Below are 25084 nucleotides of genomic sequence, written 5' to 3' on the forward strand. Positions count from 1 at the left end.
AATGGAAACATTCAATTTGGGAGATGGTCTGGTTGTCACGGTTGTTGCGATGATCGTTGTTTTTGCCGTACTGGCAAGCCTTTGGTTCTTGGTTGAACTGGTCCATAAATTAGTCGGGGAACCTGCACAGGCAGCTATAGCACCGGTTCACCAAGAAGATGATCTACAGCCCGTTCTGCTGGATCCGGGTGTGGATGAGCAACGGGCCAAAGCCGCGGCGATAATGGCATTGGTCGCCGCATATGAGGCTCATCCGGCTAAGAAGTTCGAGATCGTTGATGTAACGCGTATTAAATAAATGCCATCTGCTGACTATAAAGGGAGGATTTTTTATGAAAAATTATGAGATCGAAATTGACGGGCAAGTTTATCATGTCAAAGTGAGGGAGTTGCCGGATGATGCAGTCATGACGGAGCAACCTAAGGCAGACAGCGGCAGACACGTTGCTGATTCTGCGACCCAAACAGAAGGGAAAACAATGTTGGCTCCTATGGCGGGCACCATCTTGCGCATCCTCGTCAAAGAGGGGCAACGGGTCAAAAAAGGCGAAAACCTCATCGTCCTCGAAGCCATGAAGATGGAAAATGAGATCGTTGCAGATGAGGATGGCGTCATCAGAAGTATTTTGGTGAAAGCAAATGACAGTGTCGAATCCGACCAACCATTGTTGATTCTCTAGAAGAGGAGGGATTCCTATGATTCAAGCTCTGACTGATCTGATCCGGATGTCCGGATTGGCTCACCTTACGTATAAAGAAATCATTATGATCATCATTGCCTGCATTTTCCTTTATTTGGCCATCAAAAAGGGCTATGAGCCCTATTTGTTGATCCCGATTGCGTTCGGCATCCTGTTGGTGAATCTTCCGTTAGCCGGATTGATGACGCCGCCTACCGAAAGCGAACCGGGAGGGCTGATCTATTACCTCTACCAAGGTACTAATCTGGGCATCTATCCGCCGTTGATCTTCCTCTGTCTGGGGGCAGCGACCGATTTCGGGCCGCTCATCGCCAATCCGAAAACGTTGTTGTTGGGCGGGGCAGCACAGTTCGGCATCTTTGCGGCATTCTTCGGGGCCTTGGCCTTGGGGATGACGCCCCAGGAAGCCGCATCCGTCGGCATCATAGGTGGGGCGGACGGACCGACTGCCATCTATTTGACGACAAAATTGGCCAACCATCTCTTATCGGTCATCGCCCTGGCGGCCTATTCCTATATGGCCTTGGTTCCCCTTATCCAGCCGCCGATCATGCGCCTGTTGACGACCGAAAAAGAGCGGCAGACTGTCATGAAGCAGATGCGCGTAGTGTCCAAGAACGAGCGTATCCTGTTCCCGATCGTCACCACGATCTTCGTCAGCTTGGTCGTCCCATCAGCCACAGCGCTTGTGGGGATGCTGATGCTGGGTAATCTGATCCGGGAAAGCGGCCAGGTTCCGAAACTGACGGAAACGCTGCAGAATGCCATGATGTACACCATCACCGTCATCCTGGGCGTAACCGTCGGAGCCAAGGCGAACGGCGAGCTCTTCCTTTCACTGACCACGATAAAAATCATCGTACTTGGCCTTTTTGCTTTCTCAATCGGAACCGCAGCCGGCGTACTGATGGGAAAACTGATGTACAAACTGACGAACGGTAAAGTGAACCCGCTGATCGGTGCTGCCGGTGTTTCGGCCGTTCCGATGGCTGCGCGGGTCGTGCAGAAGGAAGGCATCAAATACAACCCTTCCAATTACTTGCTGATGCATGCGATGGGTCCGAATGTGGCAGGCGTCATCGGGTCGGCTGTGGCTGCAGGTGTCCTGTTGGCGTTCTTCGGCTGAGTGCGGACTATTAATCATCTCCTTCTGATTTTTCATGTCAGAAGGGGATTTTTTATTGTTTCGAAGCCGCACGATTGCTAAATCCATCTGTTCTACACATGGAGGATGTATAATGAAGGCAACGAAAGAGTCAGAAATGGAGGGCGAATTATAATGAATAAAAGAACATCATTGATTGTCGCTTTGGTCGTTTCGCTAACTTTATTGCTGTTTGTATCGGTCAATCTTTTTTCGACGTTATTTAATGACGGGGAAAGCCGGACATCTGTGACGACTATCGATACAGATTTGAACAGTTCAGGGAATTTCAGCGGGATGGGGCATATGATGGGGGCAGATAGGGCTACAGTCTTGGACGAAAGCGGGCAGGAAATGACCGCGCTCCGGTTGCCGGAACTGATGGAACCTGATTCCGAATCCGCTACTGAAATCACTTATACGGTCACGGCTCAAGCAGGGGAGACTGCCTTCCTGGAAGGGGAAAAGACGGAGACGCTCGGCTACAACGGTTCCTATCTTGGCCCGGTTTTGGTTGTGCATGAAGGCCAAGAGGTGCATATCAAGACCGAAAACCAGTTGTCCGAAGCAACCTCTTTCCATTGGCACGGCGTGAAGCTCCCTTCTGATATGGATGGCGGGCCGCATCATCCGGTCGGACCGAATGAAACGATGCAAGTGGATTTCACGGTCAAACAGGAGGCGGCGACGTTGTGGTTCCACCCGCATGCCTTGGGAACGACTGCTGAACAAGTGTATGCCGGTTTGGCCGGATTGATTTTTGTCGAGGACGACAACTCCGATCAGCTTGATTTGCCGAAGGACTATGGGGTGAATGACTTTCCTTTGATTGTTCAGGACCGGACCTTCGATGTGGACAATCAATTTGATTACGCAGGGACTTACAATCCCGACGGTACCTATGGCGATACCTTGCTGATCAACGGGACCATCAATCCCTATGTGGAAGTCACAAATGAACTGGTCCGGTTGCGTCTGGTGAATGGCTCGAATGCCCGCAATTACACGTTTGGATTGGAAAATGGCGCGGTGTTCAATCAGATCGCCAGCGACGGCGGTTTCCTGGAGCAGCCGGTTGCGTTGAAATCTGTGACGTTGACGCCTGGTGAACGGGCGGAAATCATCGTGGACCTGAGCGAATACGCCGAAGGGGACACCGTGAAGCTGATGGATGGGGATGTAACAGTCCTTGCCCTGAACGTCACGGAAGAGACGGACAAGCAAACGGCGCTTCCGCAAACGTTGAACGATATTCCTGAAATGGTGACGGAAGGGGCGGCCGTCCAACAGTTCACGCTGAGCGGCATGTCCTTCATGGTCAACATCAACGGCAATCAGTTCGACATGGCTCGGATCGATATCGAACAACGCCTGAATGAAACAGTTATCTGGGAAGTCCGCAATGCGCAGGATATGATGGGCAGCATGGTTCACCCTTTCCACATCCATGGCGTCCAATTCCAGGTGCTCTCGCGTGATGGAGTAGAGCCGCCGCAGAACGAGCAAGGCTGGAAGGACACTATCGCCGTTTATCCCGGCGAAACGGTCCGGCTGGCGGTGACTTTTTCTGAGAAGGGAGTCTTCATGTATCATTGCCACATTTTGGAGCATGAGGATAATGGCATGATGGGTCAGGTCAGTGTACAATAAAAATCTGGGAAATATGATGGAGGTGGATGCCGATGAAGGTTTTAATCGTCGATGATGAACCAAATATTTTGGATATCGTGGAGGCCTATCTGGCCGCCAAAAAATATCAAGTGTACCGTGCCGAGACCGGGGCGGAGGCATTGGAGAAATTTCATGCCTTCCATCCGGATCTGATTGTTTTGGATCTGATGCTGCCGGATATGGCAGGCGGCGATGTCTGCGCCAAAATCCGCGAAGAATCCAACGTTCCCATCATCATGCTGACGGCAAGGTCATCCGAAAAGGATATCTTGAGCGGCTTGCAGATCGGAGCGGATGATTACATGGTCAAGCCATTCAGCCCTAAGGAGCTGGTGGCGCGGGTCGAGACAGTTTTGAGGCGCGCTGCCCCAGCCGATGCTGAAGAAAAATGGAGCTTCGATGGCGGCGAATTGGTCATTCATCCCAAAACGAAGCAAGTTTTCGCGCAGCAGCAGGAAGTCGCATTGACGGCTACCGAATATGAACTGTTGACGTTATTGGCCAAGAATCCGAGCCGACTCTTCACGAGGGAAGAATTGCTGGAGACCGTAAAAGGGATGGATTTTGAAGGTTTGGATAGGGTCATCGATACGCATATCAAGAACATCAGGCAAAAGATAGAGCCGGAACCGAAACAGCCCATCTATATTCTGACTGTCCGGGGAAGCGGCTATCGGTTTGGAGGGAAACGATGAGGAGGACGATCAGTTGGCAGCTGATTTTTTCCTTCCTGCTCTTTTCAATCGTCATCATCGGGCTGTTCGGCTGGTTCAGCGTACGCTTATTGGACAGCCACTTCTCGGAATATGTCAGCGAACGGCGCACGGAAGAAATAACCGGTTTTACGGATGAAATCGAGGCGGTCTATGCCCAACAAGGCGGTTGGGACGAGGCTGCCGTAGCGGTCATCGGCAGACAGGCATTGCAGGCCGACATCATCCTGAAAGTCTATGATAGCCAAGGAACGCTGATCTGGACCCCCACTGCGATGGAGGAACAGGACAACCGCCAGATGATGTCCAGCCATATGTCGCAGATGAACGAGATGATGGGCGGGACAGAGAGCGAATATACGGTGACCACTGTTGAACTTAATGATGGTACCCGGACAATCGGCAGCTTGGCAATCGGAACGATGGGGACGTACTTCTATACGGAACATGATGTCTCATTCATGAGCGACATCCGCAACAATCTGCTGATCGTGGCGCTGCTGGCTTTCGCCTTGTCGCTTTTCTTCGCGGTCTGGATCGCCAGAAAGTTGAGCGTGCCGGTCTTTGCGGTGAGCCGCTTCACTGGAGAAATCGCCAAAGGCAACTACACGGAGCATCCGCCTAAGGAAACGAACATCGTCGAAATCGATGCGTTGATCCGTTCGGTGGACAGCCTATCCCGTCAACTGGACAGCCAACAGGAAATCCGGAACCGCCTTTCTTCCGATATTGCGCATGAAATCCGAACCCCGCTTACGACATTGAAAGGAAATCTGGAAGCGATGCTGGACGGCATTTGGGAGCCGAGCAGCGAGCGGTTGAAGATCTGCTATGATGAAGTGAACCGGATTTCCCGCCTGATCGGGAATATCGACAAAATCAACGAAATGGAAAGCAATCACGAAAAATTGGAATTCAGCCGTTTTGACCTGCAGGCTTTGAGCAAGAAAGTCGCGACGAACTTTACGGCTGCAGCCGCCAAAAAGAATATTATCTTGGCGGTAACCGGGGAGCCGCTGATGATAACGGCGGATCAGGACAAAATCAGCCAAGTGCTGACGAACCTTTTGGCTAATGCGATCAAGTTCACTCCGAAGCAAGGGAATATCCATATCGAAACTCATCTGGAGGGTAACCAAGCGGTGCTGAAAGTGTCCGATGACGGCATCGGCATCGATCCGGAAGACCAGGAAAAGATTTTCGAGCGCTTCTATATGACGGAGCCATCGCGCAACAGCAAATCCGGAGGGCAAGGGCTCGGTCTAGCCATCGTCAAAAGTATCATCAAGAAGCACAACGGGACTGTGCGGGTTGCCAGCGATATCGGCAAGGGAGCCACGTTCACGGTTGCCATTCCGTTGGATCAGAAGAGGCTATGAATGGGAAATTTTGCAACCTAAGCCGACACATAAATGATAAACAAAACGAGGGACAGCCACAAAATGTGGCTGTCCCTCGTTTTGTATTCATGCTGGATTACAACAGTTTCTTCTTGCGATCGAACTCTTCCTCGGTAATGTTCCCTTTAGCCAATTCTTTTTTCAGGATATCCAAAGCGGACTCGTCCGTTGAAGAAGCTTTGCCTGATCTATCGTTCAAAAGCCTGCTTGCCAAGTAAATGACGAGTATGAACAAAGCAATCCAGAAAATTCCCATAAACATCATGCCGCCCATGCCAAAACCTCCAAAATATTGTAAGCATCTGCCAAACATGCAAAGGCCCCCTTTTTTCTCTATATAATGCCTGCTGAATAAATAGCTATTTTTAGCTTACGGGTTCACAAGGGGTTCAATTCTGGGTAAGCTCATCAATTGGATGATAGTCAAAAAAATGCGCAATGAAACCTTGGACAGGTTCATTGTAAGAATGGATAAAGCAATCACACACAGACTGGTCTCTTCAAGGCGTGTTCGAATAAGCCTGAGCCCGAACTTTCTTTTCGCCAGGCTGAAGCCTCTTTCGACCTCTACTCGATCGCAGTTGTCGGTGTATTCTTGTTTTTTGTCAACCTTTTGATCCTTCTTGGGCCTGCCGAGCGACGGGCCGGATAATCGGATTCCGAGTTCTTTGCAGTAGCTCAAGTTTGTGCGATTTCGGTATATTTTATCCGCCAAAACTCGTTCAGGATACACTCCCATCCGTTCTTTGTAGCGTTCCACTGCAACTATGAGGCATTCGCTCTCGTTGTAGGCATCGAAGGAAATTTTTTCGAGTCGGGCGTACCCATTGGTTATGCTCATGTCCAGTTTGGCTCCGAACTCCACCGGGTTCTTGGCTTTTCCGCGGACAATCGGGCGAATAAACGGCTGGCTGATACTGACGATGCGATCCTGCACTTTGTGCGTCCTGCTTGTGTGCATATAGAGCTGCTGTTCATACAATTTCCGCAAAGTCCCCAACAGGTCGACTTGCTTCGTTCCTAGCGTATAACCTTGCTCCAGAAATGCGTCGATGTACCCTAAATCTCGCCGGATGTAGTTCAGTTGCTTGCCGATGGCTTTGCGAATTTGTTTGCTGCTTTTCTTTTTCTTGCGCGCGATGTTGAGATAATCCCTTCGGGCCATTTTCCGATAGGTGCGGGGTTTGGGAAGGTGGTTTGCTTCGCAGATTACGTCGATGATGCCTTCCAACTTTTCACGACATTCGTTCAACAGTTCCGTGTCTTGCGGGAACTTGATTTCTGAAGGCGCGCAAGTGGCATCTAGAATGAGCGTCCCTTCATTCTCAGATCCTGATGCATCATTGTCATCATTATTGTCATTATCGTCAGTTTGGGAATCATCTGCTCCATCCTCTATAGGTTTGAGGATCAATTCATTGATTTCAATCAGAATTTCGGACGAGAGACGTTTGCGGAAGTGCACCATCGAAGAAGCATCGAATGGCTTTTCATCCTTATAGGAAGGTAGTCCGACAAAGTACTGCAGATAGGGATTTTCGCGAATCTGATTGACGACTTCGGTATCTGCATACTGAAATTCGCTTTGAATAATCAAGGCACCTAGTGCCATCCTTACCGGTTTGGCGATGTTTCCTCTGTCACTGTTGAACAGAGCAGCATACTTATCTTCAATGACTGACCAGGGAATCGAATCCGCTTTTTTGACCCAACGGTTTTCTGGGTTCATCGTAAGGCCCAATGGCTGATCGAAGTCATAAATGGTTAATTGCCGATTCGTCTGCTTTTTGTACATTTTCATCGCCTCTTCGTATCATTTTTGAAAAAAGTGCACGGGTTTTTGGTGTTTTGCCCTGGATTCCATGCATCTATTATACCAAAAAACATCTAAAAACGCTGTTATGATAAGGTTTGTTAATTATTCAGTAGACATTATATATGCAGTATACAGTCCTATTGTGTAGATTGGATGTAGTTTTATAGTCTGTTGCAGTGAGTATTTGACGTGCAAGCTCAGTCTATCTTCAAGAGCCGCGCGTTGACCGCGCAGATGATTGTGCTGATAGACATGACGGCTGCCCCGATGGCCGGGGTGATAAGGAGGCCCTGATTGGACAATACACCTGCAGCCAGTGGGATGGCGATCACGTTATAGCCCACCGCCCAAATCAGGTTCTCGACCATCTTGCGGTAAGTGGCTTTCGAAAGGGTGATGATGGTCAATACGTCTTTCGGATTGCTGTCCACCAGAATGACGTCGGCTGTTTCGATGGCGACATCCGTTCCGGCGCCGATTGCAATGCCAAGATCAGCTTCCGCCAGAGCGGGCGCATCATTGACGCCATCCCCGACCATCGCGACTTTTTTGTTTCCGGCTTTCAGTGCAGCGATGTGTTTCGATTTCTCGGCAGGCAGAACTTCCGCAAATACTTGAGCCAGACCTAACTGCTCGCCCACGTATTGCGCTGCGCGGCTATTGTCGCCTGTCAGCATGATGGCTTCAATGCCTTGCTCCTTCAGGGCAGTCACGACTTCGTGCGATGACGCACGGATGATATCAGCGTTGGCGACCATCCCCTGCAGGATGCCTTCCTTCAGGACGAAGACAACGGTTTTGCCTTGCTGCGCCAAGCTGGCGAATGTCTCCTTGTTGTATGCGATGCCGCGCTCATCCATGGTGCCGGGGCTGACGACAGCGACCTGCATGCCGTCCACAGTGACCTGCAGACCTTGGCCAGTAAGGTTTTGATAATCAGTTACCGGCAAAAGGGTGAGGGCTGCTGCTTCCCCTTTGCGGACGATCCCTTTTGCGATCGGGTGTTCAGATTGGCTTTCGGCAGAATAGGCCAACGTCAGTAATTCCTTCTTGGAGACCCCAGCTGCGGGAAGAATGTCGGTCACGCCGAAGTTGCCTTCCGTCAAGGTCCCGGTCTTGTCGAAGACGATCCGATCCACGTTGCGCGCCTCCTCGAATTGCGTCCGGTTGCGGATCAGCAAGCCATTTCGGGCTGCGATTGAAGTGGACACCGCATTCACCAAAGGGACAGCCAGCCCGAGTGCATGGGGACAAGCGATGACGAGTACCGTCACCATCCGCTCCAAAGCGAAGGCCAAGTCGGCTGCAAAAATCCAATAAACGAAAGTTAAGAGGCCGGCTGTGACGGCGATATAGAACAGCCAGCCCGCCGCTTTGTCGGCCAAACCCTGCGATTTGGATTTTTGTTGCTGGGCTTCCTGAACCATGTTGATGACCTGAGCCAAGTAGGTTTCATTTCCGACCTTTTCCACGGTCAGCTTCAGGACACCAGAACCATTGATGGAGCCGCCGATGGCCTGCATGCCCGGTTGTTTTTCGATGGGCACGGATTCTCCCGTCAGCATCGATTCGTCAACCGTTGAGAGGCCTTCGTAGATTTTTCCGTCCAAAGGGATTTTTTCGCCGGGCTTGACGAGGATGCGTTCACCCGGAACGAGGGCTTCGATCGATACTTCTTCGACATTGCCGGCCGCATCCAACCGGTGGGCTTCCTTGGGCATCAGTTTGATGAGTTCTTCCAGAGCCTTGGATGCCCCCATCTGGGATTTCATCTCGATCCAATGTCCGAGCAGCATGATAAGGATCAAGGTTGCCAGTTCGAAATAGAAGTCCGAGCCCTCTATGAAGAAGGCTGTGAAAGTGCTGTAGATATAGGCAGAAACAATTGCCAAGGAAATCAGCATCATCATGCCAAGCGATCGGTTCTTCCATTCCTCCCAAGCTCCCTCCAGAAATGGTTTGCCGCCGTAGAAGAAGATGACGGTGGATAGGCCGAAGACGACAAAATTCGCTCCCGGAAAGTCGAAATGGTAACCGAAGAGCATCATCATCATGGGGGACAACATGGTTACCGGAATCGTCAGCAGCAAGACAATCCAAAAACGTTTCCGGTATTCGGCCACCATCTGTTCGTGGTGGCTGGCATGTCCTGTGGCGGCATGCCCAGCTTCATCATGGTTCATGTGCTGATCGTGACTCTGGGAAGCGGCCTGTTTCTGTTTGTGTTCATCCATCTTGCCATTCCTCCTTGCTTCAAAACGTCCAAACAATAAGGTCCATAAAAATGACTGCAGCTTCTTATGCTTATCATAGCAGAATTCAGAGCTAGGATGGTAACGGTTTCCTTTCTGCGGACGTTCAGGTAAAATATAGAACTAAACCGCTATCACGAAAGAGATGAAGGACTTTGATAGAATTGAAATTCCCAGAAAACTTCCTATGGGGTGGCGCATCAACTGCAGAGTTGAAGAAACGCTACGGGAATCAAAGATTGACTTGACACACTTATCATCAATTGCAAGACCAGCATGCACTGAAAAGCGCAACTGGTCTTGTATTTTTTTCTCCTTTGAGTAAAATGGAAGGGATAGGAAAACCATTCAAAGACACTTGGAATTTGGAAGTTTGGTGAAAATCCAACGCGGTCCCGCCACTGTGATGACGTCCCGGAACGTCTAAGTCAGGTCTTCATTCCAAGCTGCTATTTTTTGCAAGCGTGCCGTTTCGAGGTAAAACGGTTCCGTTACTTGTCTATGCGATGGCGCATGGGCTTTTTTTGCATGATCCCGGCCGTTGGCGATGCAACCCCTGTCGAATAAAGATTAGGAGTGGTAAAATGAAAAAATTGTTGTTGGCCTTATCGTTGAGTTTGGTATTATTCGGGTGCGCCCCGACGGAAGAAGCGGAAACAAGTTCCATCCTGCAGGAGTCGACTGTCGCGGCCAGCTCCGAAGCAGCAGAGACAGTCAGCGTAACGATTTCTTTGACGGATGGCGGCACAGTCGTCGCAGGCTCTGAAAAAACGGTGGAGGTTGAAGCGGGCACGAGCTTATTTGATGTCATGAAAGAAAACTATACAATCGAAGAAGATGGCGGCTTCATCACCGCCATCGATGGGTTGGCACAAGTGGAAGAGTCAGCCGAAACGAAAGCCAAATATTGGATGTTTGATGTAAACGGTGAGCCTTCGATGGTCGGAGCCGCTGATGTGGCGCTCCAAGAAGGAGACGTAATCGTGTGGAACCTGACAGAAATGTAAAGAAGACTATGGGCTTCGGGGTAAGGCGACTGGCGCTGCTGTCGATTTTGACGGCTCTGTGCTATGTCGGGAGGATGGTGTTCCAGTTCATCCCGAATGTCCAACCGGTGACAGCCGTGCTGATCATCCTGACGCTTACGTTGGGCATGACGGATGGTTTCATTGTGGCCATCCTGTCCATCATCCTGTCCAACTTCCTGCTGGGAATGGGGCCATGGACGATTGCGCAGATCGCCAGTTTCGGCGTTCTGATCGTAGTCACTGGTTTGTTCGTGAAGCCGTTTTACAATATAAGCCAAAAAAGGAGCCGCAGAATCCTATTCGCGCTATTCGCCTTTTTCGGAGGACTGCTTTACGGATTCGTCATCTCCGTCATTTCCGTGAAATTGATGGGCATAAACAGTTTTTGGGCTTATTACATTGCCGGAATCCCTTTCGATCTCCTGCACGGCCTGGGGAATGCCGGGTTCTATCTGATACTGGAGCCGATTTTGGCGCCTTTGTTGCTGGCGCAACAGAAAAAAACATAAAAATTGAGGAGACTATAGAGAATTCCCTGTATGGGAGTCCGCTATAGTTTTTTCTGTTTTTGCGCTATCTGTGATATAGTAGGACACGAGAATCGAGAGATAAGGGAGCAAATATATATTATGGGAAAGAGTCTAGTATTAGCTGAAAAACCATCGGTGGCGCGCGATATCGCCCGCGTGCTGCAGTGCGAAAAACAGGGTCAAGGGTACCTGGAAGGGAAAGACTATATCGTCACTTGGGCCTTGGGTCATCTTGTGACGCTTGCCGATCCGGAAGCCTATGATGTGAAGTACAAAAATTGGAATCTGGCGGATCTGCCGATGCTTCCGCAAGACCTGAAGCTGACTGTCATCAAGCAGTCCGGCAAGCAGTTCAATGCTGTCAAGTCCCAGTTGGTGCGGAATGACGTTTCCGACATCATCATCGCAACGGATGCCGGCCGCGAAGGCGAACTGGTTGCCCGCTGGATCATCGAAAAAGCGAAAGTCAATAAGCCAGTCAAACGCCTGTGGATTTCATCCGTGACTGACAAGGCCATCAAAGACGGCTTCCAGAACCTAAAGCCGGGAAAGGATTATGAAAACTTGTATCAATCTGCTGTGGCCCGTTCGGAAGCGGATTGGTACATCGGCCTGAATGCGACCCGCGCGCTGACGACGAAATTCAACGCCCAGTTGAACTGTGGCCGCGTCCAGACGCCGGTTGTCGCCATCATCGCCAGACGCGAAGATGAAATCAAGCAATTCCAGCCGAAGACCTACTACGGCATCGAGGCGCAGACCGATACGAAGCTGAAGCTGATTTGGCAGGACGAGAAAACGAACGACACGAAGAGTTTCGAGCGCGACAAGGTCACAGCCATCGTCAAAAAGTTGGATAAGCAGCAGGCTACGGTTGTTGCGGTCGACCGCAAACCGAAAAAAGCCTATGCACCAGGCCTGTACGACCTGACCGAACTGCAACGCGACGCCAACAAGCTTTTCGGCTATTCCGCCAAAGAGACGCTGAACATCATGCAGAAACTCTATGAGCAGCATAAATTATTGACTTATCCGCGTACGGATTCCCGCTACCTGTCGAACGACATCGTCGCCACGCTGCCGGACAGGCTGAAGGCATGCGCCATCAAGGAATACCGTCCGCTCGTGAACAAGGTGTTGGCGAAACCGATCAAGGCGAATAAGTCGTTCGTCGATGACAGCAAAGTTTCCGATCACCATGCCATCATCCCGACGGAACAAGTCGTGCAAATCGGGAAGCTCTCGGCTCAGGAACTCAAAATCTATGACCTGGTTGTGAAACGCTTCTTGGCTGTGCTTTTCCCGGCTTACGAATATGAGCAGCTGACTTTACGCGCGGACATCGGGGGCGAGCGCTTTGTGGCCCGCGGCAAGACGGTCATCGCTGCCGGCTGGAAAGAAGTCTACAGCAATCGCACGGAGGATGAGGAGTCGGAAGACGGTCTCCAGGAGCAACTGTTGCCGAAAATCGAGGCAGGCGATGTGCTGGCTGTCCGTTACGTAAGCGAGACATCCGGGCAGACGAAACCGCCTGCCTACTTCAATGAAGCAACGCTATTGACGGCGATGGAAAATCCGGCGAAATATATGGAAACGACTGACAAAGCTTTGGCTCAGACGCTGAAGGAAACGGGCGGATTGGGAACCGTGGCTACGCGCGCCGACATCATCGAGAAGTTGTTCAATTCCTTCCTTATCGAAAGACGCGGACAGGAAATCCATATCACTTCCAAAGGCAAGCAACTGCTGGAGTTGGTTCCGGAAGAACTGAAATCCCCGGCTCTGACTGGCGAGTGGGAGCGAAAGCTCGAGCAGATCGCTGCCGGCAAGCTGAAGAAGGACGTATTCATCAACGAAATGAAGGCCTACACGAAAGAGATCGTTTCGGAAATCAAGATGAGCGAAGGCAAGTTCAAACACGAAAACATCTCCACCAAGACCTGCCCGGATTGCGGCAAACCGATGCTGGAAGTGAACGGAAAAAAAGGCAAGATGCTTGTGTGCCAGGACCGCGATTGCGGGTACCGCAAAAATGTGGCGCGTGTCACCAATGCCCGCTGTCCGCAGTGCATGAAGAAAATGGAGCTGCACGGCGAAGGCGATGGCCAGATATTCACCTGCAAGTGCGGTTACCGCGAAAAGCTTTCGGCCTTCAACGAACGACGCAAAAAAGGCTCCGGCGGAAAAGCCGCCAAGCAGGATGTCCAAAAATATCTGAAGAAACAGAATCAAGAGGAAGAGCCGGTGAATTCCGCCTTATTCGAAGCGCTGAAGAAACTCAAGCTGGACGATTAAAAACAATTTACTGAAAAGGACTGCAATGGCGCTTTTTGTGCCTGTCGCAGTCCTTTTTCGATCGGGTTTCGGGAATGCGCGTATGTTATAATTGTAGGGTATCGATTGCCTTAAAAGTCTCAGACGGCAATCCTGTCAGGGAGGAAATTTCAGAATGAAAACAGTCATTTTAGCCGAAAAATCATCGCAAGCGGCCGCCTACGCGAGCTCATTCCAAAAGAAGGCGACGGTTGCCGGAAACTACGTCATCCAGGATAGCATGTTCGATGGCGAAACGGTCATCGTACATGCCTCGGGTCATCTTTTGGGCTTGTTGCAGCCGGAAGAATATGATCCGAAATGGAAAAAATGGAGCCTGGATCACTTGCCGATTTTCCCGGAAAACTACAAATACAAGATCCAATATGGAAAAGGCAAGCAGATGGCGAACATCAAACAGCAGCTCAAGGAAGCGGACCGCATCATCATCGCCACCGACTCGGATCGCGAAGGGGAAAATATCGCCCGTTCGATCATCCGGCACGCCGGCGCAGAAAAGAAGGAGATGAAGCGCCTCTGGATCAACAGCCTGGAATCCAATGAGATCCGCCGCGGATTCAGCGAATTGCTGGACGGGAAAGACACGTATCCATCCTACATCGAGGCCCAAAGCCGAGAAATCGCCGATTGGCTGGTGGGGATGAACCTGAGCCGGCTGTACACGATTGCGCTCCAGAAGGCCGGGATCAAAGAAGGGGCTTTTTCGGTAGGCCGCGTGCAGACGCCGACGCTCTTCATGATCTATAAGCGCATGAGGGAGATCGCCGCCTTCCAGGAAGAGACGCATTACGAGTGTTTGGCCCGGATCACGGTCACGAATGGGACGTTCGAAGCGAAGTATCAGCATGAATTTGAGTCGAAACAGGAAATGAAAACCTTCATCTCGGCGCATGGATTGGCGGCTGAGATGCCCGCCGTCATCAAGCGCTTCGAAGCCAACGAGAACAAGCGCGAGTTGGCGCCGCGCCTGTATTCTCTGAGCGATCTGCAGCGGGCAGCCAACGCCAAATTCAAGATGGGCGCGAAAGACACCTTGGCAACCGTGCAGTCTTTGTATGAAGCAAAGCTGCTTTCCTATCCGCGGACGGACTCAACCGTCATCACCAAGAATGAATTCGCCTACCTGAAGGACAATCTTTCCGGCTATTTGGGAATCTTGGGACATACAATCGACAAGCCGAATCTGACTCCGCGCAAAAAATACGTCGATGATGCCAAAGTACAGGAGCATTATGCCATCATCCCGACGAAAAAAGTGCCGGATCAGGCCCGAATCGCGAAATTGAATGCGAACCAGCAGAAAATCTATGACCTCGTCCTGCGCCGGACCTTGGCGATGTTTGAAGAGGACTTCATCTACGATGAACCGACCATCATTACGGATATCGGCGGACTGGACTTTGTGGCATCCGGTAAGATCATCAAGAATATCGGATGGAAGAAGCTGGAAGGCAACACAAGGAAAAAAGGTGAACCGGAGGACAAAATCCTGCCGATGGTTACGGTAGGGGAAGCCGGAACAGCCGTTTTGGCCACGAAGGAGAAGAAGACCACTCCTCCGAAGCCTTACACAGAAGGCACGCTGATTGCAGCCATGAAGAACGCCGGCAAAGAAGTGGATGATGCCGAGGACAAGGCAATCCTGAAGGAAACGCACGGCATCGGAACGGAAGCGACCCGCGCCGGCGTCATCGAAAACCTGAAGGACAGGGGCTACATAACTGCTTCGAAGAACCAGCTGGCGATCACCGAAAAGGGAATCCTGCTTTGTGAGGCCGTGGCCGGCAACAAGATGAGTGATGTCGCCTTCACGGCCGAATGGGAAAAGTATTTGGCGAAAATCCATAAAGGCGAGGGTGACCAGGACTATTTCCTCGATAACATCAAACGTTTCGTCATGGAAATCCTCGGCACGAAGAACGAGATGCTGCAGTCCGAAGGGATCGCAGAGCGCATCGATGCTGCAGGCGATGGTGCGGTCGTAGGTGCTTGCCCGGTCTGCGGGAAAGAAGCGATCATCAAGGGAAGTTACCTCCAATGCCAGGACTACGGTGAGGCCTGTTCGTTCCGGATTTCCCGCTATATCGCCCGCCGCTATCTGTCTCCTGAGGAAGCCAAAGAACTGTTGGCCCGGAAAGAAACGAAGCGTCTTTCCGGTTTCAAGAAAAAAGACGGGAAGAGTTTTTCGACGGCTTTACTGTTGGGAAAAGACGAAGCCGGCAAGTATGCCGTTTCCTTCAAACCGTTCGCTCCGAGCAAGAAAAAGCCGGTGCGCAAAAAAATACAATGAACCTAAAAAGGTATCCAGGAAATTGATTCCCGGATACCTTTTCTGATTTTTTAGCCTAAATATTCTGATTCATCCATCAATTTAACGGCGGTGCCGCTGCAGGTGACCATCAGCATGCCGTTATCGGCTCCCAGTACTTCATAATCCATCTTCATGCCGACGATGGCGTTTGCGCCTTTTGCAGAGGCGCGATCTTGCATTTCCGCCAAGGCGTTTTCGCGTGCCACAGTCAATTCATCCTCGTAGCTCTTTGAACGTCCGCCTACGATATTGCGGATGCCGGCTCCGAAGTCCTTGAACACGTTGATGCCTGTGATGACTTCTCCGAAAACGATGCCTTGATAGGCAGTGATTTTTTTGCCCTCGATATGGGCTGTTGTTGTAATAATCATGTGACTTACCATCCTTTCTCCTAACGGTGAAACAATCAGTGCAACAAATCGATTATAACTTTCTGGTGATGCCTTCATTATATCAAAAGTACGGCTTGAAAAGATACAGAAACCTGTCATCTTGGTGGCCATTGGGCAGAAAAATGTTATGGTAAAAGTGTACAGATTGTTCGTTAATGGTAAAATTACGGAAGATTCGAAACAGAAGGGACTGTTACCATGAAATTTGAAAAAATTCACCATGTGGCGATCATCGCCTCCGATTATGAGGCCTCAAAAGCTTTCTACACTGAGGTGTTGGAATTGCCGATTATCCGCGAAAACTACCGGGCCGAAAGGGATTCCTACAAACTCGATCTCAAGCTGGGGGAGAGCGAAATCGAACTGTTCTCCTTTCCTAATCCTCCTGAGCGCCCCAGCGGTCCGGAATCAGTCGGGCTCCGCCATCTTTGTTTCTACGTAGAGGATGTCGAGGCGACTGTAGCGGAGTTGAATCGCAAAGGTGTGGAAACTGAGCCGATCCGCTTGGATGACTACACGAACAAAAAATTCACTTTTTTCAAGGATCCGGACGGCTTGCCGCTGGAGCTGCATGAATAAAGCTTAGCTGAAACGGGTAGTGTCTCATTTGAGGCGCTCCCCGTTTTTTCGGCCATCCCAACCAATATTTTTTGTTGGGGATTCGTGGTGTTTTTCCTCCAGTTTCCTTCAGCTCCGGTGAGGACCCTCTCGCCGGAGCACAGTGTTGCTAATTGTTATCCACTCCTGCGAGTCCGCCCTCATCGGAGAACGCATGGAAAATTACGGTCTGAACTTCGGCGAAGCTTATGTTCACCGGAGCACAGGCAAGGAGGTAGATTGAAGGATAAAACTATTAATTCCGTTTTCCGTAAATACTTTGCGTTACAATAATGAAAACGCTATACTGGATATATTAACTTGTTGAGGTGATGATATGTATCAACCGGCACAAAACAGATATGACAAAATGATCTATAACCGCGTAGGCAACAGCGGTCTGAAACTGCCTGCCATTTCCCTAGGGCTTTGGCATAACTTCGGGGAGGTGGATCTGTTCGACAATTCGCGCAAAATGGTCCAACGAGCCTTCGATCTGGGGATCACTCATTTCGATCTGGCGAACAACTACGGTCCGCCTCCGGGCAGCGCGGAAGAAACTTTCGGCAAGATTTTGAAGAAGGACTTCCTGCCTTACCGGGATGAGCTGATCATTTCCAGCAAGGCCGGCTATGATATGTGGCCCGGTCCATACGGGGAATGGGGCTCCAAAAAGTATTTGACGGCGAGCCTTGATCAAAGTCTGAAACGGATGGGGCTTGATTATGTGGATATTTTTTATTCGCATCGTCCGGATCCTGAAACACCATTCGAAGAAACTGCGCAAGCATTGGATCTGATGGTCCGTCAAGGAAAAGCTCTGTATATCGGCATCTCCAACTATTCTGCGGAGCAGACTGCTGAAATTGCAGCCATCTTCAAAGATCTTAAGACGCCGTTCATCATCCACCAACCGGCCTACAATATGTACAATCGTTGGATCGAGGATGGGCTGCAGGATGTTCTGACGGCCAATAAGTTGGGAACCATCGCCTTCAGTCCGTTGGCGCAAGGCATGCTGACCGACCGCTATTTGCATGGCATTCCGGAAGATTCACGTGCCGGCAGACCTTCTTCTCCGTTCTTGAACGCGGAGCGGGTGCAGGAAACCATCGAGAAATCACGCGCTTTGAATGAAATCGCGCAAAGACGCGGCCAAACATTGGCTGAGATGGCAGTCGCTTGGATTCTCCGTGATGGGAAAGTCACAAGCGTGCTGATCGGCGCTAGCCGAGTGAGCCAAATCGATGATAACGTAAAAGCGTTGGAAAACCTTGATTTCACCAATGAAGAATTGGATGAAATCGAAGCGGTATTGGCAAAATAAAAAATAGGAACAGCTTCCCGAAGCGATGCCATGCATCATTCGGGGAGCTTTTTTGCTGACAGGCTGATGTATCTGCTCCATTGTACAGGCATCGTGAACAGAAAATAGTATTACTATTTTGCAGAAATCTGCTTGCAGACAATCAGAATGTTGGGTAAAGTGGATAAGTATGCCCGGATTGTTCATCAGCATCAAGCCAATCGGGCAAGCATCTTTATTCATAGAAAGGGGAAGTTATATGACAGACAGAAGAAAGGGACAGATTGGACTTATTTTTGTGACGATGATATGGGGTTCAGGTTTCGTCGTGAGCGCCATATCTTTGGAGTATTTTTCCCCATACCAAATATTGACCATGCGTTTTTTGTTGGCATTCATACTGATGGGGGCAATTTTTTTCGGCCAGCTGAAGCATGCGACCAAAAAGACCTATCTCAAAGGCATCGGCCTCGGAACCATCCTTTACTTGGCTTTCTTGTTTCAGACGGTAGGTCTTGTATATACGACACCTTCGAAGAACGCTTTCCTTACCGCCTTCAATGTCGTATTGGTGCCGTTCATAGGCGCATTGTTCTTCAGAAGGAAAGTTACAGCCCCAGCCATCGTGGGCGCGCTGTTGTCGATCGGCGGCATCGCCGTCATTTCCCTTACCGACTTCCACAGTGTAAACTTCGGGGATATGCTGACGCTGGTTTGCGCTCTGTTGTTCGCCTTGCAGATCATCTTCACAAATAGGTTCGTGCTGGGTGAAAACATTTACGCATTGACCACCATCCAGATGGGCACCGCCGCGCTCTTGGGGGTGCTCGTATCGCTCGCAAGGGGAGAATTTTTGTTTCCGGCAGCCGCGGAAGGCTACTTTTCCATCATTTATCTGGGAACGGTCAGCACGATGCTGGGCTTTCTGATCCAAACGGCCTCGCAGCAGTTCACCAAAGAAACGGAAACAGCCATCATCCTGTCGCTGGAAGCCGTGTTCGGGATGGTCGCTTCAGCGCTTTTTCTGAAGGAAGAGATCACGTTGCGGATGCTTATCGGAGCAGCTTTGATATTGGCTGGCGTATTGGTCGTGGAACTGAAACCGAAGACAGTCCGGACAGACCAAAATGCTATTCCGGATGCTCAAGACTGAGCAGATGCCGGACATGATGGCATAAGGATATACGAAAGGCTGAAATTCCCGGTGAGGGGACTTTCGACGGGAAATCGGACTCCAATCGTCTGCGATTTCCCGATGAGACAATCTCCACCGGGAAATCGGATTCCCTCAGGCCAAAATTTCCCGGTGAACCAGCCATCACCGGGTTTTATGCTGTTATCACATGAGCAAAAGAAGGTGGACCGTAAATCTGGATGATTTACGGTCCACCTTCTTTTGTTAACAATCAGTTCTGTACTTCGAATTTGTAGATCGTTTCAGCCGAATATACTTCATCCGGATGGAGCGTGATGTCACCGAAGCCTTCTTGGTTGATGGCGTCAGGCAATGCCTGCGTCTCCAAGGTGATGCCTGCATATTGGATGACCGGACTGCCGGCGATCGTGTACTTATCGACGGCGCCGTTGTGCATGAAGATCACGACGCAATCCTGATCGGTAAACATTTTGACACTTCGGCCGGACTCTGTGTCGCTGAGGATCGCATCGGGTTGGCCTTCGTCATGCTGAAGCAGGAAAGGGTGGTCGAAGCCGGCGACTTTCCGAGTCTGCGGATGGCTCCCTTCAGCTGCGACTGAGAGCTTTCCTCCGCTGCGGAAATCAAAAGGGGTGCCTTCAGCCGGCAACAAGGCTCCGGAAGGGAGATTCTCATCGCCCAATTCGGCAAAAGCCGCGCTGTTCAGTTGCAGGTCGTGCTGCAGGATCGGTTTGTTGATGTCCCCGCTCAGGTTGAAGTAGACATGGTTAGTCGGGTTGAATAAAGTTGCCTGATCCGTCGTTGCCCGATAAGTGACTTTCCATTCGCTGTCGGAAGTTAGCGTGTAGCTGACCGTTACCGAAAGTGTTCCAGGATAGCCATTGGCGCCATCTGCATCGATTGTCGTGAAGTGGACACTGGCCTCGTCAGCGGATGCCTGCACCTCCGCATCCCAGACAAGGGTATCCAATCCGGTCGGGCCGCCGTGGAGTTGATTGCCTCCTTCATTCACGACCACTTGATGCGCTGTTCCGTCCAAATCAAAAGCCCCTTTGGTGATGCGTCCGGCAACCCGGCCGATAGTAGCTCCGTAATACGGTCGATGCGTCACGTAATCATCCAATGAATCCATCGCCAAAATAACGTTCTCCGTCTTTCCATTTTTATCCGGCATCAAAAGTTCCGTGATAGTGGCACCGTAGGTCATCGCTGTAAGGGAGATGCCGTTTGGATTCGTCAAGGTGTAAGCTACGACCTCCTTTCCGTGAACTTGCCCGATTATTGTTTCAGATACTTTCATTATTGTTCCCCTTTCGTGATTGCTTCGTTCAAGCGAAGCAATCGATCCGCTATGATTTTCTTTTAAAGTATAGTTTTATTCCCACTCCACATTGTAAGCGTTTGATTTTTTAAAATCAATACAAACAGTAAAATTTTTAGCGAATTAAGTAAATATTTAGCAATGCTGTAGGCGGTGTAGGAAAAAGTGCTGAATTTCAGCAGAAAATGCTTGAAAAACATGATTCCGGCAACTGAAAGCGGTATAATGGAAAGAGGTGCGAATCTGCTTTTTCATAAAAATCGGACGGCTATTGAGCGGAATCCGAGGTGGCAACGCACGCGAAAACTAACCAATTGGAGTGAGGAATTTATGCTAGTAGGTGGAATTGAAGCAGGCGGAACAAAATTTGTGTGCGCCGTCGGAAATGAAAAAAATGAGTTGTTGGAGCGGGTCGCTTTCCCGACGACTACGCCGGAAGAAACATTGGAGCAGGTATTTGCTTTCTTTGATCGTTTTGATTTAGCCGCAATCGGAATCGGTTCCTTTGGGCCAATCGACGTCAACAAAGACTCGGAAACATATGGACATATCCTCTCCACACCAAAGTTGGCCTGGAAAGATTTTGATTTCCTTGGTGCCATGAAAGCAAGATATGCTGTTCCAATGGGATGGACGACTGACGTGAATGGCGCTGCCTTGGGCGAATCCGCTCTTGGTGCTGCAAAAGGGATGAAGAACATCATGTACATCACGATCGGCACAGGTGTTGGAGCCGGTGCAATCGTCGATGGGAAAATTCTGGAAGGCATCGGCCATCCGGAAATGGGGCACATATTGGTGCGTCCGCATGAAGATGATCACTATGAAGGTTTCTGCCCTTACCACGGCAACTGCCTCGAAGGGATGGCTGCCGGTCCTTCAATCGACGGACGTCTGGGTAAAGCCGGCAAAGATGTGGAACCTACCGATGCAGTCTGGGATTACATCGCTTATTATATTGCGCAAGCTTTGGAAGCCTACACGGTCATCCTGCGTCCGGAGCGCATTGTATTGGGCGGGGGCGTCATGAAGGTCCCTGGTATGCTTGATAATATCAAAGCGAAATTTACGAAGCTGCTTGCCGACTATGTGCCGGTCCCTGCTGTCGATGATTATCTTGTGTTGCCAGGCTTGGTAGATGATGCCGGCATCACCGGTGCGATCATCCTGGCGAATGAAGTGAAGGCGTAAAAAACGATCGAACCAGTAACAGAACAGCGGCCCCATCCCGACGAAGCTATCGTCAGGATGGGGCCGCTTTATTATTTTTATCAGCTGTTTTTCGGTCCGGGAGTGGAAGCTACCAGTTCCATGCTGCCGGATAAAGACCAAGCTGTAACCGTCGCAGGCAGAATGAAGTGGTCGCCTTTCTGCAATGGGTAAGCTTTTCCATCGACAGTCAGGCTGCCGGTGCCTTCAATGACGCTCGCCAAGGTATAGGGAGCCGTCTTGTCCCGACTTTTACAGTTGCTAAACCGAAAAATCCCCATAAATCGCGTTATATATGCGTTTATGGGGATTTTTTTATTTTTTGGTATGTAGATATGCACGCTTGCGTTTGTCTTTTTTCCCGTAGGGGGGAATATCTTCTAACCCAAGCACACCCAGAATGTTGGTGAAACCTTCGGTTGCTTTGTTTTTGATAAAAATATCAGTATTGTCCATATTCACACTGGTGATTGTAGCGCTGCGAAGAGCGGTCTGGATTGCCTCCGTGGAGAAGTCGATTCCTTTTTCATGAAGGTGATATTCCAGTAGGCGCTGCAGAACCAACGCTAAGTAGCAGAGAACGAAATGGCCCTGAATACTGTCTTCGCTCCAGACGTAAATGGGTCTTGCCTCCAGATTGCTTTTCAGAACTCGGAAACTTTCCTCAATTTTCCAAAGCCCATGATAAGCCCCCAACACCTGTTCCGGTGTTAATGTGGCATCACTATATTCGATTCCGTAATAGCCATCAAACCGTTCATCAATTTCCAACTGCTTCTCGTTAAATGAAATCTGATCATCTTCCATCAAGGTCAGTTGAACATATTTTTTCCCGCCTTTTTTCATTTCTGACTTCATTCTCGACTTGGATTCCACGAGATTACGGGATTTTTCCACAATCCGCTCGCGGTCCTTACGATCTTTTCGTTCTCGCTTCAAGGACCACGTGACCAGGAGTTGATCCTGAATCTCATGACTCTTGCTATCTATCCGGACCGTCGATTGAAAGCCGCATTTTTTCCATTTGAAATCAGTTGAAGAGTAGGTGTAGCCTTCTTCTTCGAGAACCATTGCTTTGGCAGCTTTCGAACCGGAACGGATTTTGTAGGACATGATATATTCGAATCCGATGGATTTTAGGAACACCAGATTTTTTTTGGAATTCAGCCCTCGATCCGCTGTAATGATCATCTTGGAGATGCCGTACTGCTCCTTCAATCGTATGAGTACAGGCTCCAAAGTCTTGAAATCATTGGTGTTTCCAGGGAATAATTCATAGCTGATCGGAATGCCTTTGTCATCGATGAGGAGTCCCATCACAACCTGAACCTGATTCACTTTGTTGTCCTTTGAGTAGCCAAATTTCTTCAAATCATCTGCTTTGACCGACTCAAAATAATAAGTCGTGACGTCATAGAAGGCAACCGAAAGGTTGCGGTCGAAAAACTGACTGATCTGCTTGTTCAAATGTTCCTCTAACTGGTTTTTCTGTGATGCCAAAAAAGGCAAGGCGCGATACATCTGTTCCAATTCACAAGGGAATTCGCTTGCGAAGCGATCTTTCCCCTCAAATGTGGAACGTTTTGAACCAGGGAACAATAATCGGGAGTAAACCATCAATGCGATTGGCGTTTTAGTAGGGAAATGAATGTTTGTTTCCTTTTTCTGGCGGTACTGCAGAAAAGAATCAAGCTTCAGTTGATCCCACAGCCATTGATAGACTTCATAGCCATAATTTTGTACCGGAGCGCCTGCGTCACTCGGTTGAGCACTGGCGTGCTCGATAAACGCGCTCACGCGTTGGGTGGCCATCGAAACTTCCGTATGTTCTTTTTCCAAGTTCATCTGGTCCACTTTTTTCTGAAGTTCTTCGATAGCGTTGGGGTTCTCCGCTAGTAACTTTTCTTTGTTTCCAAAATTTTGTATCACGCGAATCTTTGGTTTCTTTGTTTCGGGATCCCTGTAAGATTCCGCGATGCGCACGTATTCTTGATCCCGATTTTTGAAAATTTGAAGATACATTTCCGACACCACCTTTACAGCTATTATAACATATATACATACATATATACAATATAAAAACAAGTGAAAAGTGCTAGAAACATTATAAAATTAACGTTTCTAGCACTTTTTGATTGATTAAACTGTAAAAGTCGGGAAAAAACGATCGAACCAGTAACAGAACAGCGGCCCCATCCCGACGAAGCTATCGTCAGGATGGGGCCGCTTTATTATTTTTATCAGCTGTTTTTCGGTCCGGGAGTGGAAGCTACCAGTTCCATGCTGCCGGATAAAGACCAAGCTGTAACCGTCGCAGGCAGAATGAAGTGGTCGCCTTTCTGCAATGGGTAAGCTTTTCCATCGACAGTCAGGCTGCCGGTGCCTTCAATGACGCTCGCCAAGGTATAGGGAGCCGTCTTGTTGAAGGCCATTTCCGAAAGGATGTCCCATTTATAGACAGTGAAATAGTCACTTTCGATAAAAGTAGTCACGGTATTTCCGTCCACAGTGGTTGTTTCGAAATGATTCGCAGGATCTTTATGCGGGATCATCGACACAGCGATCGATTGTTGGATGTGCAGGTCGCGGGTGTTGCCTTGATCGTCTTTGCGGTCGAAGTCGTAGACGCGGTAAGTCGTGTTGCTGCTCTGTTGCGTCTCCAGAATCGTGATTCCGCCGCCGATGGCATGGATGGTACCGCTCGGAACGAAGAAGAAGTCGCCTTTCTTCACTTTGACGTGGCGCAACAGCCCATCCCAGTTTCCTTCCGCGATCATTTCCGAGAACTGTTCTTTTGTTTGGGCATTGTGTCCGTAGATGATTTCGGAATCGTCATCGGCATCGATGATGTACCAGCATTCGGTTTTCCCCAACTCGCCTTCATGCTTCAGTCCATAAGCATCATCAGGATGCACTTGGACGGATAAGGCTTCGGCAGCATCGATGATTTTGGTCAGCAATGGGAAGACGGGCGAAGTCGGATTTTCGAACAACTCAGGATGCTCCGCATAGAGGACATCCAGTTTGGTGCCGGTGAATTGTCCGTTTTCCACAGCTCCGGTGCCGTCGGGATGGGCGCTGATGGCCCAGCATTCGCCGGTATGGTCGCTGGGGATGTCGTACCCGTAGATGTCGCGCAGCTTGGTGCCGCCCCAGATTTTTTCTTGCAGGACAGGTTGGATAAACAATGGCTCTTGCATATT

The 25084-nt window shown here is 49.8% G+C and carries 22 protein-coding genes and 1 riboswitch; of the genes, 14 read left to right on the forward strand and 8 right to left on the reverse strand.

What is annotated here, in order from left to right; all coding sequences use genetic code 11:
* Position 1: 1 nt before the first annotated feature.
* The 6 genes from ACKPBX_RS09560 to ACKPBX_RS09585 all read left to right on the forward strand — a co-directional run bounded on the left by ACKPBX_RS09560 (position 2) and on the right by ACKPBX_RS09585 (position 5608).
* Positions 2 to 298 (forward strand): OadG family transporter subunit, encoded by a 297-nt coding sequence (locus tag ACKPBX_RS09560; protein WP_086629729.1) that lies wholly within the window; start codon positions 2 to 4, stop codon positions 296 to 298.
* 34 nt (positions 299 to 332) lie between these two features.
* Complete coding sequence (locus ACKPBX_RS09565; RefSeq protein WP_086629730.1) at positions 333 to 680, forward strand: biotin/lipoyl-containing protein; 348 nt, start codon at positions 333 to 335, stop codon at positions 678 to 680.
* A gap of 16 nt (positions 681 to 696) precedes the next feature.
* Positions 697 to 1827, forward strand: coding sequence for a sodium ion-translocating decarboxylase subunit beta (locus ACKPBX_RS09570; RefSeq protein WP_086629731.1), 1131 nt, complete (start codon positions 697 to 699; stop codon positions 1825 to 1827).
* 153 nt (positions 1828 to 1980) lie between these two features.
* On the forward strand, positions 1981 to 3495 hold the full coding sequence (locus ACKPBX_RS09575; protein WP_119092743.1) for a multicopper oxidase family protein: 1515 nt from the start codon (positions 1981 to 1983) through the stop codon (positions 3493 to 3495).
* A gap of 32 nt (positions 3496 to 3527) precedes the next feature.
* Positions 3528 to 4211: a response regulator transcription factor gene (locus tag ACKPBX_RS09580; protein ID WP_119092742.1), complete on the forward strand. Its 684-nt coding sequence runs from the start codon at positions 3528 to 3530 to the stop codon at positions 4209 to 4211.
* Entirely contained in the window at positions 4208 to 5608 is a 1401-nt protein-coding gene (locus ACKPBX_RS09585; RefSeq protein WP_119092741.1) for a sensor histidine kinase, read from the forward strand. Before ACKPBX_RS09580 ends, ACKPBX_RS09585 begins: the two co-directional genes overlap by 4 nt.
* A 97-nt stretch (positions 5609 to 5705) precedes the next feature.
* On the opposite strand, the gene ACKPBX_RS09590 is transcribed toward ACKPBX_RS09585, so the two are convergent.
* The 3 genes from ACKPBX_RS09590 to ACKPBX_RS09600 form a co-directional block, all read right to left on the reverse strand.
* On the reverse strand, positions 5706 to 5903 hold the full coding sequence (locus tag ACKPBX_RS09590; protein ID WP_233436761.1) for an SHOCT domain-containing protein: 198 nt from the start codon (positions 5901 to 5903) through the stop codon (positions 5706 to 5708).
* Between the two features lie 96 nt (positions 5904 to 5999).
* Positions 6000 to 7424: an IS5 family transposase gene (locus ACKPBX_RS09595; RefSeq protein WP_319995243.1), complete on the reverse strand. Its 1425-nt coding sequence runs from the start codon at positions 7422 to 7424 to the stop codon at positions 6000 to 6002.
* Between the two features lie 218 nt (positions 7425 to 7642).
* Positions 7643 to 9679 (reverse strand): copper-translocating P-type ATPase, encoded by a 2037-nt coding sequence (locus tag ACKPBX_RS09600; protein WP_119092739.1) that lies wholly within the window; start codon positions 9677 to 9679, stop codon positions 7643 to 7645.
* A gap of 358 nt (positions 9680 to 10037) precedes the next feature.
* Positions 10038 to 10194, forward strand: a riboswitch (adenosylcobalamin (AdoCbl) riboswitch).
* Between the two features lie 87 nt (positions 10195 to 10281).
* Between ACKPBX_RS09600 and ACKPBX_RS09605 the strand changes: the two genes are divergently transcribed.
* The 4 genes from ACKPBX_RS09605 (at position 10282) to ACKPBX_RS09620 (ending at position 15879) form a co-directional block, all read left to right on the forward strand.
* Positions 10282 to 10704, forward strand: a complete 423-nt coding sequence (locus tag ACKPBX_RS09605; RefSeq protein ID WP_160116962.1) for a DUF4430 domain-containing protein — start codon at positions 10282 to 10284, stop codon at positions 10702 to 10704.
* Positions 10683 to 11234, forward strand: a complete 552-nt coding sequence (locus ACKPBX_RS09610) for an ECF transporter S component (RefSeq protein WP_233436760.1) — start codon at positions 10683 to 10685, stop codon at positions 11232 to 11234. The genes ACKPBX_RS09605 and ACKPBX_RS09610 overlap by 22 nt, the downstream gene beginning before the upstream one ends.
* A gap of 120 nt (positions 11235 to 11354) precedes the next feature.
* Positions 11355 to 13550 (forward strand): DNA topoisomerase III, encoded by a 2196-nt coding sequence (locus ACKPBX_RS09615; protein ID WP_119092738.1) that lies wholly within the window; start codon positions 11355 to 11357, stop codon positions 13548 to 13550.
* Positions 13551 to 13704: 154 nt separating this feature from the next.
* Positions 13705 to 15879 (forward strand): type IA DNA topoisomerase, encoded by a 2175-nt coding sequence (locus tag ACKPBX_RS09620; protein WP_319995244.1) that lies wholly within the window; start codon positions 13705 to 13707, stop codon positions 15877 to 15879.
* Positions 15880 to 15929: 50 nt separating this feature from the next.
* Here ACKPBX_RS09620 and ACKPBX_RS09625 read toward each other — a convergent pair whose 3' ends face one another.
* Positions 15930 to 16271 carry a heavy metal-binding domain-containing protein gene (locus ACKPBX_RS09625; RefSeq protein WP_086629742.1) on the reverse strand — a complete coding sequence of 114 codons (342 nt, stop codon included), beginning with the start codon at positions 16269 to 16271 and terminating at the stop codon, positions 15930 to 15932.
* A gap of 219 nt (positions 16272 to 16490) precedes the next feature.
* On the opposite strand from ACKPBX_RS09625, the gene gloA2 reads away from it, so the two are divergent.
* From gloA2 to ACKPBX_RS09640, 3 genes are all read left to right on the forward strand, one after another.
* Complete coding sequence (gene gloA2 / locus ACKPBX_RS09630) at positions 16491 to 16871, forward strand: SMU1112c/YaeR family gloxylase I-like metalloprotein (RefSeq protein ID WP_086629743.1); 381 nt, start codon at positions 16491 to 16493, stop codon at positions 16869 to 16871.
* A gap of 355 nt (positions 16872 to 17226) precedes the next feature.
* The gene (gene mgrA, locus ACKPBX_RS09635; RefSeq protein WP_068561642.1) at positions 17227 to 18216 is read left to right on the forward strand and encodes an L-glyceraldehyde 3-phosphate reductase; all 990 of its coding nucleotides are present in this window, start codon (positions 17227 to 17229) and stop codon (positions 18214 to 18216) included.
* Positions 18217 to 18454: 238 nt separating this feature from the next.
* On the forward strand, positions 18455 to 19348 hold the full coding sequence (locus ACKPBX_RS09640; protein ID WP_119092756.1) for a DMT family transporter: 894 nt from the start codon (positions 18455 to 18457) through the stop codon (positions 19346 to 19348).
* A gap of 253 nt (positions 19349 to 19601) precedes the next feature.
* Here the strand turns inward: ACKPBX_RS09640 and ACKPBX_RS09645 are convergent, their stop codons facing one another.
* Positions 19602 to 20651: an aldose epimerase family protein gene (locus ACKPBX_RS09645; RefSeq protein WP_319995245.1), complete on the reverse strand. Its 1050-nt coding sequence runs from the start codon at positions 20649 to 20651 to the stop codon at positions 19602 to 19604.
* A 351-nt stretch (positions 20652 to 21002) separates the two neighbouring features.
* Between ACKPBX_RS09645 and ACKPBX_RS09650 the strand changes: the two genes are divergently transcribed.
* On the forward strand, positions 21003 to 21863 hold the full coding sequence (locus ACKPBX_RS09650; protein WP_140186228.1) for an ROK family protein: 861 nt from the start codon (positions 21003 to 21005) through the stop codon (positions 21861 to 21863).
* Between the two features lie 80 nt (positions 21864 to 21943).
* Here the strand turns inward: ACKPBX_RS09650 and ACKPBX_RS09655 are convergent, their stop codons facing one another.
* From ACKPBX_RS09655 to manA, 3 genes are all read right to left on the reverse strand, one after another.
* Positions 21944 to 22105, reverse strand: a complete 162-nt coding sequence (locus tag ACKPBX_RS09655) for a hypothetical protein (RefSeq protein WP_407702541.1) — start codon at positions 22103 to 22105, stop codon at positions 21944 to 21946.
* Positions 22106 to 22196: 91 nt separating this feature from the next.
* A complete protein-coding gene (locus ACKPBX_RS09660; protein ID WP_319995246.1) occupies positions 22197 to 23903 on the reverse strand; it encodes an IS1634 family transposase in 1707 nt (568 codons plus the stop codon).
* A gap of 218 nt (positions 23904 to 24121) precedes the next feature.
* Entirely contained in the window at positions 24122 to 25081 is a 960-nt protein-coding gene (manA, locus tag ACKPBX_RS09665) for a mannose-6-phosphate isomerase, class I (RefSeq protein WP_319995247.1), read from the reverse strand.
* Positions 25082 to 25084: the final 3 nt, after the last annotated feature.

Source organism: Trichococcus shcherbakoviae (assembly GCF_963666195.1).
GTDB lineage: Bacteria > Bacillota > Bacilli > Lactobacillales > Aerococcaceae > Trichococcus > Trichococcus shcherbakoviae.

Coding starts and splice junctions, on each gene's coding strand:
- ACKPBX_RS09625 (WP_086629742.1), bottom strand. CDS start 16,271: ATGATTATTACAACAACAGCCCATATCGAGGGCAAAAAAATCACTGCC.
- ACKPBX_RS09650 (WP_140186228.1), top strand. CDS start 21,003: ATGCTAGTAGGTGGAATTGAAGCAGGCGGAACAAAATTTGTGTGCGCC.
- ACKPBX_RS09620 (WP_319995244.1), top strand. CDS start 13,705: ATGAAAACAGTCATTTTAGCCGAAAAATCATCGCAAGCGGCCGCCTAC.
- ACKPBX_RS09560 (WP_086629729.1), top strand. CDS start 2: ATGGAAACATTCAATTTGGGAGATGGTCTGGTTGTCACGGTTGTTGCG.
- ACKPBX_RS09600 (WP_119092739.1), bottom strand. CDS start 9,679: ATGGATGAACACAAACAGAAACAGGCCGCTTCCCAGAGTCACGATCAG.
- ACKPBX_RS09660 (WP_319995246.1), bottom strand. CDS start 23,903: ATGTATCTTCAAATTTTCAAAAATCGGGATCAAGAATACGTGCGCATC.
- gloA2 (WP_086629743.1), top strand. CDS start 16,491: ATGAAATTTGAAAAAATTCACCATGTGGCGATCATCGCCTCCGATTAT.
- ACKPBX_RS09575 (WP_119092743.1), top strand. CDS start 1,981: ATGAATAAAAGAACATCATTGATTGTCGCTTTGGTCGTTTCGCTAACT.
- ACKPBX_RS09585 (WP_119092741.1), top strand. CDS start 4,208: ATGAGGAGGACGATCAGTTGGCAGCTGATTTTTTCCTTCCTGCTCTTT.
- ACKPBX_RS09605 (WP_160116962.1), top strand. CDS start 10,282: ATGAAAAAATTGTTGTTGGCCTTATCGTTGAGTTTGGTATTATTCGGG.
- ACKPBX_RS09590 (WP_233436761.1), bottom strand. CDS start 5,903: ATGGGCGGCATGATGTTTATGGGAATTTTCTGGATTGCTTTGTTCATA.
- ACKPBX_RS09565 (WP_086629730.1), top strand. CDS start 333: ATGAAAAATTATGAGATCGAAATTGACGGGCAAGTTTATCATGTCAAA.
- ACKPBX_RS09615 (WP_119092738.1), top strand. CDS start 11,355: ATGGGAAAGAGTCTAGTATTAGCTGAAAAACCATCGGTGGCGCGCGAT.
- ACKPBX_RS09580 (WP_119092742.1), top strand. CDS start 3,528: ATGAAGGTTTTAATCGTCGATGATGAACCAAATATTTTGGATATCGTG.
- manA (WP_319995247.1), bottom strand. CDS start 25,081: ATGCAAGAGCCATTGTTTATCCAACCTGTCCTGCAAGAAAAAATCTGG.
- mgrA (WP_068561642.1), top strand. CDS start 17,227: ATGTATCAACCGGCACAAAACAGATATGACAAAATGATCTATAACCGC.
- ACKPBX_RS09595 (WP_319995243.1), bottom strand. CDS start 7,424: ATGTACAAAAAGCAGACGAATCGGCAATTAACCATTTATGACTTCGAT.
- ACKPBX_RS09640 (WP_119092756.1), top strand. CDS start 18,455: ATGACAGACAGAAGAAAGGGACAGATTGGACTTATTTTTGTGACGATG.
- ACKPBX_RS09645 (WP_319995245.1), bottom strand. CDS start 20,651: ATGAAAGTATCTGAAACAATAATCGGGCAAGTTCACGGAAAGGAGGTC.
- ACKPBX_RS09570 (WP_086629731.1), top strand. CDS start 697: ATGATTCAAGCTCTGACTGATCTGATCCGGATGTCCGGATTGGCTCAC.